The sequence below is a fragment of the Nocardioides sp. N13(2025) genome, assembly GCF_051912545.1.
GTDB lineage: Bacteria > Actinomycetota > Actinomycetes > Propionibacteriales > Nocardioidaceae > Nocardioides.
The window spans coordinates 1968288-1982804 of record NZ_CP196809.1; the positions used below are offsets into that span (position 1 = coordinate 1968288).

Consider the following 14517-nt stretch of genomic DNA (forward strand, 5'->3'; position numbering starts at 1 on the left):
TCAGAGGGGGGTCTCACAGGGCGTCGAGCTCACTGACCTTCCAGACCCCGCCGGCACGCACGAGGGTCACGAGCACCCGGTCGAGGTCGAGGAGCGGCTTGTCGAGGTCGTCGCCGGTGGTGCTCTGGTTGACGAAGACCAGCACCCGTGCGTCGGACGCCGAGGCCGTGACCAGCGCCGTGCCGACCACCGTGGCGGAGACCTCGGTGTGCTCGCGACGGCTCGTCGTCGCGACGCCGGCCATGGTGCGGTCGTACTGGCGGGCCATCTGCTCCGTCATGAGGTCCCGGGCGTCGGCCTTGTCCTCGGCGAGCGTCTTCCAGCTGTAGCTGTAGGCACGCGTCGCGGCCTCGGACGCCGCCTCGCGGACGGTGTCCTTGACGTCCGCCGACGCGACGACCGCGTCGCCGGACTCGGCCGTGGTCACCTCCGTGGCCCGTGCGTCCCCGGCTCGCTGCACCAGCCAGGCCAGCACCACGGCGGCCACCAGCACGAGCGCTGCCAGCGCCGCGACCACGCGCTTCTGTGTCGTCATCCCCGTCACCTCACGAACTGCACGTCGCTCGTGAGCCAACGCTCGCCCTCGCGGACCAGGTCCAGCCGCAGGCGGTAGTAGCGCACCTGCCCCGAGCTGCCGGTGCTCGTGTTGGTGACGGTGCTGTTGGCCGCGATCAGCACCGTGGCCGAGTCGTCGTCCAGGTCGCCGACGCCGAGGGCGACCACCTCGCCGGTCGAGGTCGCCTCGGTGCGGATCGCCTCGGAGGTGAGGGTGTCGCGCTGGGACTCGTACTGCTCGGCGAAGTCGCCGGTGGCGCCCGCCAGGACGGCGTCGATCAGCGGGTCCATGTCGGTGTGGTCCACGGTGAGGAACGCCAGCGCCTCGACGCGGGCGGCCTCGGCGACCTCGCGCTGGGCCGACGTGAGGTCGTCGTCGACCGCGTCCCGGGACGCCACGACGAGCCCGATCGCGACCAGCAGGGCGACGAGGGCGACGGCAAGCCCGACGACCATCCACCGGCCTCTGCTCTCACCCACGCGGTGAACCTAGCCCAGCCGAGCCTCCGCGCGCGGCTGATCCGCGTCCCTAGACTGCGTTGTCGTGACCCGGCCGTTCCAGCACCTCACCGCGCACCCGTCCGCGATGCTGCTCGCCGCGCAGCTGCTGCAGGTGCTCGCCTGGCCGTTCCTCGGCGGTTCGAGGGTCGGCGGTGCGTTCCTCGGGGTCATCGGGATGCTCGCGGTCGGGTCCGCGGTCCTCGCGGTGCGGCGTACGCCCGGCGTCAGCCGTGTCGTCTTCTTCCTGGGCGCACCGACGATCGTGTTCACGCTCCTGGAGGCGGTGTTCTCCGACGTCGACCCGATCGTGCTCGTGTCCGGCCTCCTGCACGCGCCGTTCTACTTCTACGTCTCCTACGCGATGCTGCGCTACCTCTTCCACGACGAGGAGGTCACCACGGACGAGTACTACGCGACGGGAGCCGCCTTCACCGTGGTCGCGTGGGGCTTCGCCTACCTCTACGCCGCGCTCCAGGTGGTGTGGCCGAGCTCCTTCACCAACGCCGGGGGCTTCGACCACAGCTGGTTCGAGCTGCTCTACCTGTCGTTCTCCACACTCACCAGCGTCGGCCTCTCCGACATCGTCGCCGTGGGTGCGCAGGCGCGGTCGGTGCTGATGGTCGAGATGATGGTGGGCGTCTTCTACATCGCCATGGTCGTGGCCCGGATGGTCGGCCTCACCATGATGCGGCACCGGCTCTAGGTCCCCGAGCGCGTCTCCCAGCCGTCGGGCCGGTCCCGCCTGGGCAGCCTGGAGACGACCAGGCGGTAGGACTCCTCCACCGCCTCGACGAGCTCGTCGTCGGGGATCGCACCGCGGAAGGAGAGGTCGTTCCACCCCGAGCGGCCGATGTAGGCCATCACGCTCGCGTCGTCGGGATAGCGGTGCAGCCACTCGTCGGCGACCTCCCGGGTCGCACCCGCCTTCACGCCCACGCCCGTGGCGCCCAGGAACGCGAAGATCTTGGCGCGCTCCCCCGGGCCGACCTTGAAGACCGGGTGGGCGTGGCCCCAGGGGTTGTCGGGCCAGGCGCCCGGGAGATCGGCGCACAGCTCGTGCATCCGCGTGACGTCCACCGCTCGCGCCTCCCGGTCGAGGTCAGTCCTCGGAGTCCTCGTCCTCCCCGTCGTCGAGGAGGCCCTCCCGCTCCGCAGCCTCCACGATCCGGCGGACGTTGTCGATGGCGCCGCAGTCGGCGTCGAGCTGGGCGTTGCGCTCGGTGGCGAACTTCGCGCCCAGCTCGGCGCGCACCTGCTCGCCCACGTCCTCGCGGGCGGGGTTGAGGATGGTGAGCTCCTCCTCGGTCAGGTGGTGGTTGAGCACCTTGGCCAGCTCCTCCACCGCGTCGTCGAAGGCCTGGGTGTCGGTGCCCTTGAGCTCCAGTACCGCCAGCATCGCCTCGTGCCCCTCGGCGTGCTCCTCCTCCCCGTGCTCGGCCTCGTGCTCGGTGATCGCGTCCTTGCGCCGCAGCTGCGGGTAGACGTGCTTCTCCTCCGCCTCGGCGTGGGCCACGTGGAGGGCGGCCAGCGCCTTGCGCACGGCGTCGCGGTCCGAGGTGCTGTCACGCAGGTCGCGCAGGAGGGCCTCGAAGCGCCGGTGGTCCTCGAGGATCAGGTCGATGACGTCGCCGGAGACAGGGCGACCGAGGTCGATGGGGGTGCTCATGCGAGCGAACCTAGCGACCTCCCCCGACGGCGGCATCTGGACCTACCTCCCGAGGGGTGGGGCGTGCCTACGATGGTGCGGTGCCAGGCATCGAGGTGTGGAGCCAGTTCGACCACGACCCCCGCATTCCCGCCAACACGACGCTGCGGGCCTCGGACCGCGACCGCGCGGTCATCGAGTCCGTGCTCGCCGACGCGTTCGCCGAGGGGCGCCTGACCCGCTTCGAGTACGACGAGCGCTCCGACGCCGCGCTCTCGAGCCGCACGCTGGGCGAGCTCGCCCCGCTCGTCGAGGACCTCCCGGCCGCGCGCGAGACGCGCACGAGCGCAGACGACCGCCGCCGGCAGGCCGTCCGCATGTGGGAGAGCGACCGCCGCGAGGCCGTGCTGGGCCTGATCGGTCTCTCGGTCCTGCTCTGGACGATCTGGGCCCTGACGATGTGGGGCGGGTTCCCGTGGCCGCTCTTCCCGATGGGCTTCGCGGTGATGAACGTCGTGCGGGTCGTCGCCAACAAGCGCGACATCGTCGACGAGCACGCCCGCCGCCTCGAGAAGAAGGAGCGCAAGGACGAGTTCAGGAGACGGCAGGACGAACGCTGAGGCTCACTTCGTCGCTTCCATCATCTGGCGGAGCTCTTTCTTGAGGTCGGAGATCTCGTCGCGGAGGCGGGCGGCGACCTCGAACTGCAGCTCCGCGGCGGCGTTCTTCATCTGGTCGGTGAGCTCCTGGATGAGCTCGGCCAGGTCGGTGCTCGGGATGCCCGCGGTGTCGGGGGCCTCGGAGTGGATCTTCGACAGCGCCGGGGTCGGCGACTTGCCGGCCTTGACACCGCCCGCGCGCCCCTTCTGGCCGACGTCGGCCCAAGTGCGCAGCAACTCCTCGGTGTTCTCGTCCTCGCGGGCGAGCATCTCGGTGATGTCGGCGATCTTCTTGCGCAGCGGCTGGGGGTCGATCCCGCGCTCGGTGTTGTAGGCGACCTGGATCGCGCGACGACGGTTGGTCTCGTCGATCGCCGCCTCCATCGACGGCGTGATCTTGTCGGCGTACATGTGGACCTGGCCGGACACGTTGCGGGCCGCTCGACCGATCGTCTGGATGAGCGACTTGTCGGAGCGGAGGAAGCCCTCCTTGTCGGCGTCGAGGATCGCCACGAGCGAGACCTCGGGCAGGTCGAGGCCCTCGCGCAGCAGGTTGATGCCGACGAGGACGTCGTAGTCGCCGAGGCGCAGGTCGCGCAGCAGCTCGATGCGCTTGAGGGTGTCGACCTCTGAGTGGAGGTAGCGGGTGCGGATGCCGGCGTCGAGGAGGTAGTCGGTGAGGTCCTCCGACATCTTCTTGGTCAGCGTGGTCACCAGCACGCGCTCGCCCTTGTCGGAGCGCTCGCGGATCTCGTGGATCAGGTCGTCGATCTGGCCCTTGGTCGGCTTGACCACGACCTCGGGGTCGACCAGGCCGGTCGGGCGGATGATCTGCTGGACGGTGTTGTCGACGCCTCCCACGCGGTCGAGCTCGTAGTTGCCCGGGGTGGCCGAGAGGTAGATCGTCTGGCCGATGCGGTCGAGGAACTCCTCGAACTTCAGCGGACGGTTGTCCATCGCGCTCGGCAGCCGGAAGCCGTGGTCGACGAGGTTGCGCTTGCGCGACATGTCGCCCTCGTACATGCCGCCGATCTGCGGGACCGCCACGTGCGACTCGTCGACGACGAGCACGAAGTCCTCGGGGAAGTAGTCGAGCAGCGTGTTGGGGGCACTGCCCCGCGTGCGGCCGTCCATGTGCATCGAGTAGTTCTCGATGCCGGAGCAGGACCCGACCTGGCGCATCATCTCGACGTCGTAGGTCGTGCGCATCCGCAGCCGCTGCGCCTCCAGCAGCTTGCCCTGCTTCTCGAACGCGGCGAGCTGGTCGTCGAGCTCGAGCTCGATGCCCTTGATCGCCCGCTCCATCCGCTCGGGACCGGCGACGTAGTGGGTCGCGGGGAAGACGTGGAGCTCGGTGTCCTCGGAGATGACCTCTCCGCTGATGGGGTGCAGCGTCATCAGCCGCTCGATCTCGTCGCCGAAGAACTCCACCCGGACGGCGAGCTCCTCGTAGACAGGGAAGATCTCGAGCGTGTCGCCGCGGACGCGGAAGGTGCCACGGGTGAACGACATGTCGTTGCGGGTGTACTGGATCTCGACCAGCCGGCGCAGCACCGAGTCGCGGTCGTGCTCCTCCCCGACCTTGAGCCGCAGCATGCGGTCGACGTACTCCTGCGGGGTGCCGAGGCCGTAGATGCAGGACACCGTCGAGACCACGATCGTGTCGCGTCGGGTGAGAAGGCTGTTGGTCGCGCTGTGGCGCAGCCGCTCGACCTCCTCGTTGATGGAGGAGTCCTTCTCGATGTAGGTGTCGGTCTGGGGGACGTAGGCCTCGGGCTGGTAGTAGTCGTAGTAGGACACGAAGTACTCCACCGCGTTGTCCGGGAACAGCTGGCGCAGCTCGTTGGCGAACTGGGCGGCGAGCGTCTTGTTGGGCTGGAGCACCAGCACCGGGCGCTGCAGCCGCTCGGTGACCCAGGCGACGGTCGCGGTCTTGCCGGTGCCGGTCGCGCCGAGCAGCACCACGTCCTGCACGCCGCCGTTGATGCGCTCGACGATCTCCTCGATGGCTGCCGGCTGGTCGCCGGAGGGCTGGTAGTCGGAGACCACCTTGAAGGGGGCCACCCGGCGCTGGAGATCGGTGACTGGACGCATGCGTCGAGCCTACGGGCAGGCACCGACAGCAGGTCTTGCCGGATTCGTGACCCCATCGTGACCGGGCCCGACCACACTGCCTCCATGGGGGCGCGGCGGCGGTGGCAGGCACGGGGGGTGTACGCCGCCGGGCTGGCCGTCGCGCTCCCTCTCACGGCCTGCTCGAGCGACTCCGGCGCCGACGTCGACGTCCTCGGCAGCTGGGTGCTCGTCTCCGGCAGCACCGCCGCAGGGCCGCTCGAGGTCGCTCCCGGCTCGCGGGTCTCGCTGACCTTCGAGGACGGCCAGGCCGGCGGCAGGGCGCCCTGCAACGACTACGGCTCGGACTACGAGATCCGCGGGAGCGCCTTCGAGCTCACCGGGGAAGGGATGTCCATGACGTACGTCGGGTGCGAGGGCGCAGAGGGCGAGCTCGAGTCGGCGTACCTCTCCGCCCTCGGCGACGTCGAGACGGTCGCCCGGGACGCCGATGCGCTCACGCTCACCGGCGACGACGTCGAGCTGGAGCTCCGGCTCGCGCCAGCATGGCCTCGCGCCGACGTGGTCGGGCACACCTGGCGGCTCCACACCTGGACCGATGCGTCCGGCACGGAGCGACGACCAGGGTGGAAGCCGGCCATGCGCCCCTTCCTGCGCCTGGAGGAGACCGGGGAGAAGGGCGGCCGGATCACGGCGAGCACCGGCTGCCGATCGATGGCGGGGCGCTGGATCGACTGGCGCGGCGCACCCGCGATCTCCCGCTCGGGATGGAAGGGCAGCTGCCCGCCCCGGCTCATGGACCAGGAGCTGGCCGTCGCCAACGTCCTGTCCGAGCCGGTCCTCGAGCTCCGCACCGCAGCCGGGGGTCCGGAGCTCGTCGTGCGGGACGCGCACGGCACCGGCGAGTCCGTGGTCGTCTACCGCCGCTGACGCGTCCGTCCTACGCTCGCCGGCATGCCCCAGCCAGGCCAGCCGCCGGACCGCGTGCTCGACCTGTTCGTCGCGGACGGGGTGCTGGAGCGCCTGCCCGGCGGCCGCGGCACGAGCTGGCGGGCCGGGGACCTGGTCCTCTCCCCCGGCCATGACGAGTCGGAGGCGTGGGTCGCGCCCATCCAGGCACGCGTGGCGGTGCGCCTCGACGAGCAGGTTCCGCGGTCGATCCGCCTCGTCCTCCCGGTGCCGGCGCGTGACGGCAGCCTGACCGTCGACGGCTGGGCCGCGACCCGCTTCGAGCCGGCTACGACGCCGTGCCACGACCTCGCGACCCTGCTGGCGACGGCCCACCTCCTCCACGCCCACCTGGCCGATGTCCTGCCGGAGCGACCCACCGTGCTGGACGCGCGGACCGACCAGTGGGCCGAGGGCGAACGGGCGGCGTACGACCCCGGACTCGCGAGGAAGGTCGCCGCTGCCCGCCCCGAGCCCGGCCTCCGCGAGCTGGTCGACGCCCTGACCGGGCAGCTCGACGACACCGACCTCGGCCGCGAGCAGCTGGTCCATGCCGACCTCGCGGGCAACGTCCTGCTCGACGCGGCCGGCGTGCCGTTCGTCATCGACTTCTCCCCCGCGTGGCGATCACCGCTGTGGGCCGAGGCCGTGTGCGTCCTCGACGCCGTGCTGTGGCTCGGCACCCCGGCCGACGCCCTCGACGACTGGCGAGCGGGCGCACGGCGGCAGGCGATGCTGCGGGCCGCACTCTTCCGCGTGCTGTCCGACCGGCCGTGCGACGTCGCGCGCTACGACGCGCTCGGACTGGCGTGACTCCTTGCTGGCTCGTGCTGGCTAGATTGTGCGCGTGACCGTCGCCCGCCTGCTGACCGCCCTCCGGCGCGGCATGCTCGGGCTGGTCGGGCTCCAGCTCGGCGTGGCCGTCGCGCTGTCGCTGGTCGACTCCTACCGTCGTCGTGGCAAGAAGCCCAAGCCGTTCCCCGTCACCGGGCCCGAGACGGTGCCGGTCGGCGACGGTCTCATCACGACGTACACCTTCGGTCGCGACCTCTACGACGACATGCTCGCCGCGATCGACGGTGCGAAGAAGCAGATCCTCTTCGAGACCTACATCTGGAAGGGCGACGAGATCGGGTGGAAGTTCAAGTCCGCCCTCACCGCCGCCGCGTCTCGCGGGGTCGACGTCCACTGCATCTACGACGGCTTCGCCAACGTGGTCGTCTCCCCCGCCTTCAAGCGGTTCCCGCCGTCGCTCAAGGTGCTCCGCTACCCGATCTGGACCGCCGGCTTCCGCTTCTGGGACCTGCGCCGCTACGGCCGCAACCACCGCAAGATGCTGGTGGTGGACGAGGAGGTCGCCTTCCTCGGCGGCTACAACATCGGTTCGGCCTACTCCACCGAGTGGCGCGACACGCACGTTCGCATCACCGGCCCCGGGGTGTGGGACCTCAAGCGCGCCTTCGCCGACTTCTGGAACCTCAACCGCCGCCACCGGCTGCGTCGCAACGAGCGCCCCCTCCTGCTCGAGACCGCCTCCGACTGGGATCCGCAGATCCGCATCCACCGCAACATCCCGCGGCAGTGGAACTTCCCGATCCGCAGCATGTACCTCGAGGCGATCAACCGCGCCAGCCACAACATCTGGCTCACCACGGCCTACTTCCTGCCCGACCAGGACTTCGTCGACGCGCTCACCGAGGCCGCGCGCCGCGGCGTCGACGTACGCGTCCTGCTGCCGCTGAAGTCCAACCACGTCGTGGCCGACTGGATCTCGCGCGGCTACTACGGCGAGCTCCTCGCGTCGGGCGCCCGGATCCTGCGGTTCAAGGACGCGATGGTGCACGCCAAGACCGCGACGATCGACGGCAGCTGGGCCACGGTCGGCACGGCCAACATCGACCGGCTCAGCCTCCAGGGCAACTACGAGATCAACCTCGAGGTCATCGACCCGGACTTCGCCGGCGTGATGGAGGACGTCTTCCGCACCGACGAGTCCAACTGCCTCGAGCTGACCCTCGCCGAGTGGGAGGCCCGCGACCTCAACCGCAAGTTCACCGAGAGCTTCCTGGCTCCGCTGCGTCCGCTCCTCTGAGCAGCAGGATCCACAGGGCCACCGCGCCGATCCACGCCAGCCCGGCGACGTAGGCCGCCACCTGCCAGCCCGACCAGTCCATCGCGTCGCCGTGGCGGAGCAGCGCCACCACCTGGAGCACGACGAAGGCGGCGCCGGTCAGCCCGAGCGGGCGCACCCGGTCGGTGTCGTCCAGGAGGCACGCGTGGGCTGCGGCCCAGCCGAGGCCGACGAGCCAGGCGCCCACTGCGCGCGCCGTCAGCGTGGTGAGCGGCCACGACCAGCCCGCGGCGGCCCAGGTGGGCGCGACGAGCAGCGCGGTGCCGGCGGCGAGGAGCAGCACCCCGAGCGCGCCGAGGAGCAGGCGCAGGGCGACCGGCAGCCGGTGGCGTACGACGTCCGCGGCCGGATGCCGGCCTCGGGCCTGCAGCACGAGCCCGGCCACCATCACCACGGGCACGCCGGCGTAGATGGCGAGCCACCCCCAGGTCACCAGCCGCGCGCTCGCGGGGTGCTCGGCGCCGAGGTGGAACTTGTCGAGGTGGACGAGCGTCACCACGAGCGTGAGGACGGTGAAGACCAGCACGGTCCAGACGGCGAGGCGGGCTCTCCCCCAGCCCGACGAGCGCGCACCCGCGAGCTCGAGCACGGCGCTGGACCAGTAGGCGGCACCGAGGAAGACCGCGGTCATGGGGACGTCGATCGTCCAGGCGAACCAGTCGGCGGTGCGCGTGGGGAAGACCGTGAGCTGCAGCCCGGCGAGGAAGACCAGCACCGCCGCCACCAGCAGGACGGCGCGCATCGGCCGCGTCACGGCGCTGTCGTCGTCCTTGAGGTGACGCGGGGTCATGGTGCGGGCGCCGGTGCGGGGTGCGCGGCGAGGTAGCCGTGGAGGGTCGCGATCACGGTGGCGCCGTCACCGACGGCCGTCGCGACCCGCTTGATCGACCCCGCCCGGACGTCGCCCACGGCGAAGACGCCCGGGATGCTGGTCTCGAGGGGGAGCCGCATGCCTCCGTCCTCGGCGGCGGTGACCTGGCGGCCGGTGCGGACGAAGCCGGCCTCGTCGCGCTCGATCCCGGCGGGCAGCCACGACGTGCGGGGCAGGGAGCCGATGAGCACGAAGAGGCCCCCCGCGGGGACCTCCTCGCTGTCGCCGCCGTGCGGGTCGCCCAGGGTCAGGCCCACCAGGCAGCCGTCGTCGCTGCGCCCGCCGAGGACGGCCGTGCGGTAGCGGAGGGTGACGTTGCGCGTGGCCTCGAGCTGGGCGATGAGGTAGTCGGACATGCTGGCCGCCAGCGACTCGCCGCGCACCAGCAGCGTGACGTGGCGCGCGAAGCGGGCGAGGTGCAGGGCAGCCTGGCCGGCGGAGTTGCCGCCGCCCACGACGTAGACGTCCTCCCCCGTCATCGACGGCGCCTCCGCGACGGCGGCGCCGTAGTAGACGCCGCGCCCGACCAGCGACTCGAGCTCGGGCACGTCGAGGCGCCGGTAGTCGACGCCGGTGGCGATCACGATGCTGCGGCTCCGGACCAGGCTGCCGTCGGCCATCGAGACGGTGTGGAGCCCGTCGTCGCTGCCGAGGGACTCGACGGGTCGCATGAAGGAGTAGTCGGTGCCGAACATCCATGCCTGGTGGAAGGCGCGGAAGGCGAGGTGGGCACCGCTGACGCCGCGGGAGAAGCCGGGGTAGTTGCGGATCAGCGACGACGTGCCGGCCTGGCCGCCGACCGCCTGCTGCTCGATCACGAGCGTCGACAGGCCCTCGGACGAGGCGTAGACCGCGGCGGCGAGGCCGCTGGGGCCGGCGCCCACGACCACGACGTCGTACACGTGCTCCGGCGACAGCGGCTTCATCAGGCCGAACGCCTCGGCGATCTCGAGGTCGGTGGGAGCCACGAGCGTCGTCGGTGGCGAGGTGAAGGAGAGCATCACGACCGGGAGGTCGGGGTCCGCGAGCCCGGCGTCCGCGAGCAGGCGGTTCGCGGCGGGCGTGCCGACGTGGTGGAAGGCCACCGGGATGTGGTTGCGGCCGAAGGTGTCGCGCAGCGCGTGGGTGCGCTCGTCACGCTGCTCGCCGATGAGGCGTACCGCGTCGAAGCCGATCCCCTGCGTGAGGTGCCAGTCGTCGAGGGCGTCGCAGATCGTGCCGTGGAACTCCTCGTCGCGCGGCCGCTCCGGACGCAGCAGCAGGAGCTCGGCGTGGCCGTGGGCGATCGCCGCGAACACCTCCGGCGTGCTGGCGAAGTCGCCCCAGATCACTGCGACCGCGCGCTTGGCCGACGGGTGCAGGGCGTAGGCGCGGCGCAGGAAGTGCAGCCCGTGGCGGTCGTGCGGGCCGTAGCAGCCGATGATCAGCGCCACCTGACGCGACCACCGGCGCAACCCCTCGAGCACCGCGCGCGCATGGGCGTGGTCGCCGCACACCACGACCTCGTAGTCCCCGCCGTAGCGCCGCCGCAGCTCGGCGCCGATCACCGAGCGGGTCTCCGCGTCCGTGGTGGCGAGGAGCAGGACCGGTTCGACGCCGTCGTCCATGGTGGCCCTCCCTCGCACGCCGCTCCCGGACACGTCGACGGTACGCGCGTCGCGCGGCACCGGCCCACCCCATTTCTGGGGGTGTGGACCAGTGGACCAGTCGGGCCGGAACACGACACCCGTCCTCACTGCGCGGGCCCTTGGGCCCTGCCGCGGCCGGTCGTCGCGCGCGCAGGGTGGAGGGGTGAGGACCTCGCACAGCGCAGCCGGAGGGGACTGGGCCCCGCTCCACCGGGCGGGGGCCGTGTCGGCCGCCGCGGCGGTGTGCCTCTACGTCGCCGCACTGGTCCTGGTCACCGTCATGGACGCGCCGCCGGAGTCGGGTGGCGCGGCCATGCTGGAGTACGTCGATGCCCACCGCACCGGCTACATCGCTCGGCAGCTGCTGTGGACCGTGCCCAACCTCTTCCTGATGGTGGTGTTCCTCGCCCTCGCGGTCGCCCTCCGCGGCCACGGGCGCGGCCTCGCCGCCGCCGCGGGACTGATCGCGATCACAAGCTGGGCCGTGGGGCTCGCCTGGCCGACCAGCGGCGACGGCTCGCTCTCGATGGTGCTGCTCAGTGACCGCTACGCCGACGCGGCGGCCGTGGGCGAGCGGGCGTCGCTGGTCGCGGGCGCCGAGCTGCTGGACGCGCTCAACGACGTGCCCGCGGTGATCGGCGTGCTGCAGACCCTGGGTCTGCTGCTGGTGTCCTTGCTCATGCTGCGGGGCACGTTCCCTCGGGGGCTGGCCTGGCTGGGCGTCGCGACCGGGGTGGTCGGGATCGCGGCCGAGGCGCTCCGGCCGGTGCTCGGCGGCGCCTACGCGGTCTACGGCGTCCTGCTCTTCGTCTGGCTCGGCTGGGTCACGGTCGCCCTGTGGGGACTGGCCGGCTCCGTCGCCGAGCCGCGCACCCGGGACTGATCAGCCATGGATGCCGTCCACGTGGCCGGCTACGCGTCGCTGGTCGTCTGGTTCGGCTGGCTCGCCGTGCTCCTGCTGGACTGAACCGCCTTCAGCGTGTGGGGAGATGCGTCGGGACGCTCATCCGTGGACCACGTCGCGGGCGCGCGCGGCCTCCTGCCATCGCCATGGCTGCCGCCCGGCCGCGCTGGGGTCGGTAGGGCTCGAGCAGCTCGGCCATCTCCTCGTCGCTGATGTCGTGGCCGACCAGCGCCCAGCCGACCCAGTTGGCGAGGTGGTAGTCGCCGAAGCTCACCGCGTCGGGGTCACCGAGGGCGCGCTGGCGCACCTCGGCGCTCGTCCACACCCCGATCCCGCGGACCGAGCGGAGCCGCCTGTCGGCCTCCTCCGCAGAGACCTCGCTGGCCCGCTCGAGGGAGGTTGCCAGGCGGCAGGCGGTGACCACCGTGCGCGACTGGGCTGGTTGCACGCCGAGGCGCAGCCACTCCCACGACGGGATCGCTGCGATCGTGGCCGGTGTCGGTTGGAGCATCAGCGGCAGCGACGCGACCGGGCCGGGGGCGGGCTCGCCGTGGCGCCGGACCAGCTCGCGGAACGAGCCGAACGCCTGCTTGCCGGTGACCTTCTGCTCGAGGATCGAGGGGACGAGCGACTCCATCACCAGGCCGGTGGCGCCGATGCGCCAGTGCCCGTGGCTGCGCCAGCCGTGCTCGACCTCGGGGTGGTGGTGCGGCTCGAAGCCGGTCGGGTCGTCGTCGGCGCCCAGCAGCCGGGGCAGGTGCTCGAGCGCCCAGTCGGCCCCCGCCCCCCAGGCGCGGGCGTGCACGTCGCCACTCGCGGGCCGCTGGTGGACGCAGATCGACGCCGGCCCCGTCGGCGTACGCATGGCGCGCCAGATCCGACCCGACTCCTCGTGACGCTGCGTCGGGTCCCCCGCCCCGCGCCGCTGCGGGCGCAGCACCTGCGCCACCGAGCACGGCCAGTCGGGCACCCAGGTGCGAGTGCGCTCGCCGACGGTGGAGGGGGCCATGGGTGCGACGTTAGACGAGCCCACCGACTACCTTGCAGGCATGGGTGAATCTGCCAACCAGCGCGACCTCGAGGCCGGCATCCAGCGGGACTTCTCGCGGTCCATGTCGTACGGCGACTACCTGCGCCTCGACGTGCTGCTCGCCGCCCAGCAGCCGCTGTCCGACCCGCCCCAGCACGACGAGCTGCTCTTCATCGTCCAGCACCAGACGAGCGAGCTGTGGCTCAAGCTGATGATCCACGAGCTGCGCTCGGCGCGCGCGCTGCTGCGCAGCGACGACCTCTCCCCCGCGCTCAAGCGGATGGCGCGGATCAAGCACATCCAGCACACGCTCACCGACCAGTGGTCGGTGCTGGCGACCCTGACGCCGAGCGAGTACGCCGAGATCCGGCCGTTCCTGGCGACCAGCTCGGGCTTCCAGTCCGCGCAGTACCGCGAGGTCGAGTTCCTGCTCGGCAACAAGAACGCCGACATGGTCAAGGTGTTCTCCCACGACGAGTCCGCGCGGGCCGCGCTCGAGGAGCTGCTGCACGAGCCGTCGCTCTACGACGAGTTCCTGGCCTACCTCTCGCGACAGGGGTACGCCATCCCGCAGCGGCTGCTGGACCGCGACTGGTCGCAACCGCACAGCACCGACGACGAGCTCGTGGACGTCTTCGCCGGGGTCTACGCCGCGCCGGCAGAGCACTGGGGCGTCTACGAGACCTGCGAGGAGCTCGTCGACGTCGAGGACGCCTTCCAGCAGTGGCGCTTCCGTCACCTCCAGGTCGTGCAGCGCACGATCGGCCACAAGATCGGCACCGGTGGGTCGTCGGGCGTCGACTTCCTGCGCCGGGCGCTGTCCCTCACGTTCTTCCCCGAGCTCTACGAGGTGCGCACGCGGATCGGGCAGTAGGCGCGCGGCGCGGCGTACGCTCGAGTGGTGACGGGCGAGCCCTCGGAGATGTTCGAGGCCATGTACGCCGGCGCGGAGGCCGGCGGTGCCGCGCCGCCCTGGGACTACGGCGCCCCTCGGCCGCAGCTCGTGGAGTGGGTCGAGGCGAGAGGCCTGGCAGGAGACGGCCGCGAGGCACTGGTCGTCGGGTGCGGCTACGGGGCTGACGCCGAGCTGCTGCACCGCCTGGGATTCCGGACCACGGCGTTCGACTTCGCCGCGACGGCGATCGCGGGGGCGCGGCGGAAGCATCCCGCCGCCGGCGTGACGTACCTCGTCGCCGACGTCCTCGACCTCCCTCCGGAGTGGGAGGGCAGGTTCGACCTCGTGGTCGAGAGCCTCACCGTGCAGTCGATGCCGCCGGGACAGCACGCGCTGGCCGCGCGGACGATCGCCTCGCTGGTGGCCCCGGGGGGCACCCTGCTGGTCCTGGCGACCACCCGGGAGGACGACTCAGAGGTGACGGGACCCCCGTGGCCACTGACTCGTGCGGAGGTGGAGGCGTTCGCGGACGGGGACCTCGTCCTGCGCCGGCTCGAGCGGATCGAGGACGGCACGTGGTGGCGGGCCGAGCTCTCGCGACCGGGGGCGGGGTCGATCGGTCCGTCCGGTGGGGACCAACGCCCCTGACCGTGGGACCTGTCGACGGCACAGGCTGG

16 protein-coding genes are annotated in these 14517 nt (G+C 71.8%); 8 read left to right on the forward strand and 8 right to left on the reverse strand.

The window, feature by feature from the left end:
- Window positions 1–13: 13 nt before the first annotated feature.
- Both ACS3YM_RS09480 and ACS3YM_RS09485 read right to left on the reverse strand, forming a co-directional pair.
- Entirely contained in the window at window positions 14–535 is a 522-nt protein-coding gene (locus tag ACS3YM_RS09480; protein WP_439936191.1) for a hypothetical protein, read from the reverse strand.
- Window positions 536–540: 5 nt separating this feature from the next.
- Window positions 541–1035, reverse strand: coding sequence for a hypothetical protein (locus tag ACS3YM_RS09485; RefSeq protein ID WP_439936192.1), 495 nt, complete (start codon window positions 1033–1035; stop codon window positions 541–543).
- 64 nt (window positions 1036–1099) lie between these two features.
- Between ACS3YM_RS09485 and ACS3YM_RS09490 the strand changes: the two genes are divergently transcribed.
- On the forward strand, window positions 1100–1759 hold the full coding sequence (locus tag ACS3YM_RS09490; protein WP_439936193.1) for an ion channel: 660 nt from the start codon (window positions 1100–1102) through the stop codon (window positions 1757–1759).
- On the opposite strand, the gene ACS3YM_RS09495 is transcribed toward ACS3YM_RS09490, so the two are convergent.
- Complete coding sequence (locus tag ACS3YM_RS09495) at window positions 1756–2133, reverse strand: MmcQ/YjbR family DNA-binding protein (RefSeq protein ID WP_439936194.1); 378 nt, start codon at window positions 2131–2133, stop codon at window positions 1756–1758. The genes ACS3YM_RS09490 and ACS3YM_RS09495 overlap by 4 nt on opposite strands.
- A 22-nt stretch (window positions 2134–2155) precedes the next feature.
- A complete protein-coding gene (locus tag ACS3YM_RS09500) occupies window positions 2156–2722 on the reverse strand; it encodes a hemerythrin domain-containing protein (protein ID WP_439936195.1) in 567 nt (188 codons plus the stop codon).
- 80 nt (window positions 2723–2802) lie between these two features.
- Here ACS3YM_RS09500 and ACS3YM_RS09505 point away from each other — a divergent pair, with 80 nt between their 5' ends.
- Entirely contained in the window at window positions 2803–3321 is a 519-nt protein-coding gene (locus tag ACS3YM_RS09505) for a DUF1707 SHOCT-like domain-containing protein (RefSeq protein ID WP_439936196.1), read from the forward strand.
- Window positions 3322–3324: 3 nt separating this feature from the next.
- Here the strand turns inward: ACS3YM_RS09505 and uvrB are convergent, their stop codons facing one another.
- Complete coding sequence (gene uvrB, locus ACS3YM_RS09510; RefSeq protein WP_439936197.1) at window positions 3325–5454, reverse strand: excinuclease ABC subunit UvrB; 2130 nt, start codon at window positions 5452–5454, stop codon at window positions 3325–3327.
- 84 nt (window positions 5455–5538) lie between these two features.
- Here uvrB and ACS3YM_RS09515 point away from each other — a divergent pair, with 84 nt between their 5' ends.
- The 3 genes from ACS3YM_RS09515 to ACS3YM_RS09525 are packed head-to-tail and all read left to right on the forward strand — an operon-like array spanning window position 5539 to window position 8473.
- Window positions 5539–6363, forward strand: a complete 825-nt coding sequence (locus tag ACS3YM_RS09515; protein WP_439936198.1) for an META domain-containing protein — start codon at window positions 5539–5541, stop codon at window positions 6361–6363.
- A gap of 24 nt (window positions 6364–6387) precedes the next feature.
- A complete protein-coding gene (locus ACS3YM_RS09520) occupies window positions 6388–7194 on the forward strand; it encodes a hypothetical protein (RefSeq protein ID WP_439936199.1) in 807 nt (268 codons plus the stop codon).
- Window positions 7195–7228: 34 nt separating this feature from the next.
- Entirely contained in the window at window positions 7229–8473 is a 1245-nt protein-coding gene (locus tag ACS3YM_RS09525) for a phospholipase D-like domain-containing protein (protein ID WP_439936200.1), read from the forward strand.
- On the opposite strand, the gene ACS3YM_RS09530 is transcribed toward ACS3YM_RS09525, so the two are convergent.
- Window positions 8433–9302 carry a hypothetical protein gene (locus tag ACS3YM_RS09530; RefSeq protein WP_439936201.1) on the reverse strand — a complete coding sequence of 290 codons (870 nt, stop codon included), beginning with the start codon at window positions 9300–9302 and terminating at the stop codon, window positions 8433–8435. The two genes, ACS3YM_RS09525 and ACS3YM_RS09530, sit on opposite strands and share 41 nt — an antisense overlap.
- The gene (locus ACS3YM_RS09535; RefSeq protein WP_439936202.1) at window positions 9299–10990 is read right to left on the reverse strand and encodes an FAD-dependent oxidoreductase; all 1692 of its coding nucleotides are present in this window, start codon (window positions 10988–10990) and stop codon (window positions 9299–9301) included. Before ACS3YM_RS09535 ends, ACS3YM_RS09530 begins: the two co-directional genes overlap by 4 nt.
- Before the next feature lie 184 nt (window positions 10991–11174).
- Here ACS3YM_RS09535 and ACS3YM_RS09540 point away from each other — a divergent pair, with 184 nt between their 5' ends.
- Window positions 11175–11894, forward strand: a complete 720-nt coding sequence (locus ACS3YM_RS09540; RefSeq protein WP_439936203.1) for a hypothetical protein — start codon at window positions 11175–11177, stop codon at window positions 11892–11894.
- Window positions 11895–11985: 91 nt separating this feature from the next.
- Here the strand turns inward: ACS3YM_RS09540 and ACS3YM_RS09545 are convergent, their stop codons facing one another.
- Window positions 11986–12924, reverse strand: coding sequence for a DNA-3-methyladenine glycosylase family protein (locus ACS3YM_RS09545; protein ID WP_439936204.1), 939 nt, complete (start codon window positions 12922–12924; stop codon window positions 11986–11988).
- Between the two features lie 40 nt (window positions 12925–12964).
- Between ACS3YM_RS09545 and kynA the strand changes: the two genes are divergently transcribed.
- On the forward strand, window positions 12965–13819 hold the full coding sequence (gene kynA / locus ACS3YM_RS09550) for a tryptophan 2,3-dioxygenase (RefSeq protein ID WP_439936205.1): 855 nt from the start codon (window positions 12965–12967) through the stop codon (window positions 13817–13819).
- A 27-nt stretch (window positions 13820–13846) separates the two neighbouring features.
- Entirely contained in the window at window positions 13847–14488 is a 642-nt protein-coding gene (locus tag ACS3YM_RS09555) for a class I SAM-dependent methyltransferase (protein WP_439936206.1), read from the forward strand.
- Window positions 14489–14517: the final 29 nt, after the last annotated feature.